Source organism: Candidatus Cardinium sp. cByotN1, from assembly GCF_022810525.1.
Classification (GTDB): Bacteria; Bacteroidota; Bacteroidia; order Cytophagales; family Amoebophilaceae; genus Cardinium.
Window position 1 is genome coordinate 1 of sequence record NZ_JAACGG010000058.1, and the last position, 3164, is coordinate 3164.

General features: G+C 33.3%; 3 protein-coding genes. All 3 read right to left on the reverse strand.

Annotated elements, in window-relative coordinates; genetic code table 11:
• Positions 1–384: 384 nt before the first annotated feature.
• Positions 385–606 (reverse strand): hypothetical protein, encoded by a 222-nt coding sequence (locus MUW73_RS01690; RefSeq protein WP_243018520.1) that lies wholly within the window; start codon positions 604–606, stop codon positions 385–387.
• A 148-nt stretch (positions 607–754) separates the two neighbouring features.
• The gene (locus tag MUW73_RS01695; RefSeq protein WP_243018519.1) at positions 755–949 is read right to left on the reverse strand and encodes a hypothetical protein; all 195 of its coding nucleotides are present in this window, start codon (positions 947–949) and stop codon (positions 755–757) included.
• Between the two features lie 617 nt (positions 950–1566).
• A complete protein-coding gene (locus MUW73_RS01700; protein WP_243018518.1) occupies positions 1567–2475 on the reverse strand; it encodes a hypothetical protein in 909 nt (302 codons plus the stop codon).
• Positions 2476–3164 lie beyond the last annotated feature (689 nt).

Sequence of the window (3164 nt, forward strand, 5' to 3'; positions counted from 1 at the left end):
CAACATCCATTGCAGCTGTTTTTCTATTTCAGCTATAAGGGTCACTTTCTGATCGCTACTATTTTACAAGGGGCGTTTTTTTTATATATTATTGTATGTAATAATCAATTTGAACATATCCCTTAAGTTGACGCCATTGTCTGTCCACCACTATGGCTTATGCTAGGAAAAAAACGCGCCCTTTTTTCATCAGCACTTGATTTTTTGGCTACTTTTTGATTAAGCAAAAAGTAGCTTTAAACAATTCATTTTTTACCAGTGGCAGGAACAGATACTAAAATATAGCTACTAAGTTGGTGCCATTGCGTGAACCCATTGCAGCGCTTAGTTAATAACATTGGCTGAATAGAAATGGATATGGAGCCTAATGCTATGCAACGCTGTTTAGGTTATTAAGATCAGGTGAATTAGCCATTTTGAATTGGTATTCACGCCTGCTTCAATTAAAAAAGTAGCCGTCTTTTGGTGTAAGTCTGCTTGCTTCGAACGGGTTATTAAATGTAGTATATCACATCCATTGTGATCCGTTGCATTTTTATATAGACTTCTTTCCCATAGATATTTGATACTCTCTATTGAGTAATCGTTTTGGTCAAGATATTGCAAAATTTTATCATCTATGAGATTAGGGTTATGAATAGTTAGTGCTTCTGTACTATTAGCATAATTATAAATAGCATACCCGTCTACAATGGAACCAACAATTAAAAGTACTCCGGTTGTTAGATAACAAATCTTAGCATGTAGTGCGCTCCTATTTATAGCACCTTTGGGCTCCTTGGTAGGTTCTTTGGTATAATCCTTGGGTTGCTTGGTAGCATTCTTGTAACTTAGCAGGGATGGAATATCCTAGCTCTTTCCTTGTATGTACATTTACACAAGCAGATAAGGTATGTAAAATTAATACGCCAGCAAACAGACCTGCTCTGTAGCGTGTATAGGTTTTCATAGCATTGATCTTTAAATAAATAATAGTATAATCGTAACCAAACAGAGTGCTGCCAATGTATGTCCTATAGCCTATCATATTGTTCTACTCTATCTGCTTAATTTCAGATAAAAATAGAAGCTTAATCAAGTGCTATCGAACGGAGCTACCTCTTAACTTATCTATAATTGGGTTTATCTAAAATTTTAGTTTTTTTACTTAATGTATTAACAATAAAAAATAAAGATACTTGCAAGAAATAATGGTATGAGAAATGACAACACAGAAGATAGGTGATTGGATTAAAAAATGGGGGTAATAGTCAGCGTATCAATCTTTTTGTACAAGGGGCCTTTTTTCTTTTTGTAGGTGGTTCTGCCACAATGGTGAATAGGTACTCTATAATATATCAAATAAATTGATATTCAATTTATTTGATATATTTTCAGCACTATGGCTATGTTTTGAAAAAATGCCCCTTGTAACAATTTGCGATCAGCAACCATAGCTTACAGATGAAAAAAAAACTTTCCTACATCTTGCTTTATCAGTTTTATGAAAGCTTGATCCTTTCAATTGATACTATTATTCCTATAGCTGCTTGTTAGCCTGCAGGCAGGTAACTTTCATGAAACACTTTAATTTTTAGGCTTCTTTGTACTATTAAACTTCTTTCTATAGGAATTTAATAATTTTTTAATACGAGGTTCATTTAGTACCGTTTCATTTTCGAAAACATTTAAACCAGCAGCGTTTATTGCATCGAAGTCCACTTTTATACCCTTTTCTAAGGCAGTGTCTAAAAAAGCACGAATCACCATCCTTAGATCTTTAGCCTCTAGGCCCCAAAAATTCTTGACGATCCACATAAGCAGTGTTCTGCCTGTACTGTCTTTGACATTTACATCCAACCCTTGGTTACACAAATATTCAAACGTTTGTTTATTGAGAGGTATACCTGTTTCCATTAAAATATAGGTTGCTTTTTCGAAGGTTGAGATTGGGTATGTCTTATGAATCGAAGAAAACAAAGTGGTATTCAAGGGCGTGTGATTGAATACCTCTTCGTAATTAAATATCCCTTTGTAATGAACTAAAGGTTTGTAATTAACAGGTGTTGGACTTTCTTTTGAGGTGTTATGCACATATTTGTCATTTAGCCAACTTTCTTCTCCTTGCAATGCTGTAGATTCAGGTGTATGATTGTCTAAAAAATTTTTATTCAATAATGCTTTCTTGAGTAAGGCATCGGAATCATCTATTAACGAAGGATTAACCATACAGGTACTTAAACACTCATTAAAACACTTATCTTTTGTTGACGTTACTATCCCACTGTTTGGATTACTGCGTGTAATTGAATTAGGTGAACCAACAGCAGCAGAAGCAGGCGTACCATTACCATTAGCGTAAATCAAAGCACCAACTATAGTTTTTTTAAAGCTGAAATTTGATGCTTGCCGTGTGTTAACACAAGAAGACAAAGTATATAAGGTTAATAGTCCCATCAGTAAGCTTGCTTTATATTGTCTATATTTATTTTTCATCTGTATTTGTTTTTAAAATGATAAGATATAACGCTCACTAAGCAGCATGCTTACCATGTATATTTGATAATCTATATTTATATGGTTCCATCTGCTTAGCTTGAATCAAAGCAAAAATCAACCTTAATTAGGCCCAATTGCCCCTAAGGTATATGCTTTTGCTTATTTACAATTTTATGAAAAATAGATAGAATTAAAAAATATAAAGCATTGATAATCAATTAAAAATTGAATTTAAAAGGGTTGATTCTTTGAGCTATTTTTTATTATAAAAATAAACATACCAATCTATCAACATAGCATGAGGTTAAAGGAATATTTATTTTACTTTTTTCTTTATAAAAAAAGCCTCATAAATATACTTGATATATTATAGAGGACAGATTCACCATTGTGGTAGGACCGGACCACCTACAAAAAGAAAAAAGACCTCTTATAAAATAGTTGTGATAAGAAAGTGGTCGTTACAACTGAAATAGCAAAACAGTTGATCAAGAGACTTAAATGTCGGATTCTGAAAAAATTGGGCTTTTTCAATAAAACGTAGTCTCAATTTTTATCGGTGGGTGTAAGCGGGATGACCTACTAATCATCCATTCAAAAACGCTATTCTATGTTTCCGTTTACCACTATGGCTTATGCTAGTAAAAAAACACGCCCTTTCAAAAAAGTGCGATCAGAAAGCGCAG

Excerpts from the sequence above, each read along its gene's own strand:
- MUW73_RS01700 (WP_243018518.1), bottom strand. The coding sequence starts at position 2,475 with ATGAAAAATAAATATAGACAATATAAAGCAAGCTTACTGATGGGACTA.
- MUW73_RS01695 (WP_243018519.1), bottom strand. The coding sequence starts at position 949 with ATGAAAACCTATACACGCTACAGAGCAGGTCTGTTTGCTGGCGTATTA.